This is a genomic window from Oleiphilus sp. HI0079 (assembly GCF_001635105.1).
This window is the reverse complement of sequence record NZ_LWFT01000103.1, coordinates 1-610: the sequence shown is the minus strand read 5'-3', so window position 1 is coordinate 610 and position 610 is coordinate 1. Positions and strand designations below refer to the sequence as shown.

General features: G+C 46.1%; 1 protein-coding gene. It reads right to left on the bottom strand.

Annotated elements, in window-relative coordinates:
- The coding region (locus tag A3750_RS01560) for an NAD-dependent epimerase/dehydratase family protein (RefSeq protein WP_156498302.1) at positions 1–541 on the bottom strand (541 nt) is incomplete at its 3' end.
- Positions 542–610: the final 69 nt, after the last annotated feature.

Genomic DNA, 610 nt, shown 5'->3' with positions numbered 1-610 from the left:
CGCACGTGCCTTTATGCTCCTCGAGATATTTCCATGCAGCTTTCTCTGCACACACTTTTGAATAAAAGTAGGGGTTGCGCTTTAAGTTGGATTTCTCGTTCCAGTCCGCTTCCGAGAAGACCTTGTCACTGTGGGGCTCATCGGTTATTGCGGCGAGGGAAGAGGTGATAACAACGCGTTTTACGGAATCGGATTTTTCGCATGCTTTTAAAACGTTAAGGGTGCCGTTAACCGCAGGGTCAACAAGCTCTTTCTGCGAATCCTTAACGTTTACGATGTAAGGGCTTGCGGTATGCAATACATAATCACAACCATCGACGACTTTATCGTAGGCGCCTTCTTCGAGAAGATTGGCTTTGTGAAATTCTAATCGCTCTTTCGCACCTTCAAGGTTCGTTAAATAAGGATATCTATCTGGAGCACCTCGAACGGTTGCGCGCACACGATAGCCCTGAGCGAGTAATTGTTTTACTAGATGAGCAGCAATAAAACCTGATGCACCGGTGACACAGACAACTGTGCTTGCGTTTTCTTCTGACATGAATAACCCCTACTGTGATTGTTATTAGATAGAGTGCGGCCAGATCATTAACTAGGTTAGTAGAGCGGC